The 1,039-nt window shown below is 51.9% G+C and carries 1 protein-coding gene; it reads right to left on the reverse strand.

Features of this window, described 5'->3' with window-relative positions:
- On the reverse strand, positions 1 to 809 hold an 809-nt coding region (locus tag CAY35_RS09420; protein WP_258265742.1), incomplete at its 3' end, for an IS3 family transposase.
- Positions 810 to 1,039 lie beyond the last annotated feature (230 nt).

Here is a 1,039-nt window from a genome sequence, read left to right on the forward strand (position 1 = left end):
GCTATGGTTTGCCCGCCGAGGCTTGTCTTGATTCGCCGGTTGTTGTACCAGGAGATGTATTTATCGATTGCTCGGGCAAGTTTCTCGGTTGTTTCCCATACGTAGCCGTGGTACATCTCGACTTTCATTCGTCCGAAGAATCCTTCGCAAGCAGCATTGTCAGGAGAACAGCCTTTGCGTGACATAGAACGGGTGATATTGAGCTGGTTGGTTAAGCCCAGCCAGGAACGCCCACGATAGTGGGCACCTCGATCTGAGTGGAGAACAAGCCGTGATCGGGCAGTGATGCCTTGAGAACGGATAGCATCCTTGAGGCTGTCTTCGGCTAGTTCCATGGTGGGGTGGCGGCTGGTTCGGTATCCCACCACCATGCCGTCATAACAATCTATAATTGCTGAAAGATAGAGACGACCATTATTAGCGGCAAAGACACTGATATCGGTCAGCCAAAGCCTGTTGGGCTGATCCGCCTGAAAGCAGCGCCGCACAAGATTGGGAGGAGCTGGCGATATTTCTCCCTCATAGCTTGAATACCGGAGCTTCTTCTTAGCGAAGCGGACACGTATTCCTTCTTCGCTCATCAAACGACGCACGATTTTCTCGCTAACGACAATTCCACGATGCCTGAGTTCGAACCATATGCGGCGATACCCATACGTGTAAAAACTTGTCTTGGCTATCTCTTTGATCAGCTGCCGCAGGGTCGCGTGCTTGTCCGGACGGGACATCGCTTCCATTTGATAGTAAAAACTAGAAGAACTTAAACCGGTACTCCGCAGTAGCTCAGGAAGGGGAAAGTACTCTCGCAAAGCGTCAACGACCCGGGCCTTATTTCTGTTACTCAGCGCTCCGGGAGTGACGCTCTCGTCTTTTTTACTAGCTCGAGTTCTTTCTCTAACACCGCCTTGTCGACAAGAAGGCTAGCTGCAAGCGCTTTCAACTCCCGAGGATCGTCCGGCAACGAGTTTTCTAACGATCGACGTGTCGGCAATTGTCGTTCGCGACGACGTTCTGCTGGACTCATCAATCCCCACCTCCC

The organism is Pseudoglutamicibacter cumminsii (genome assembly GCF_003143995.1).
GTDB lineage: Bacteria > Actinomycetota > Actinomycetes > Actinomycetales > Micrococcaceae > Pseudoglutamicibacter > Pseudoglutamicibacter cumminsii_B.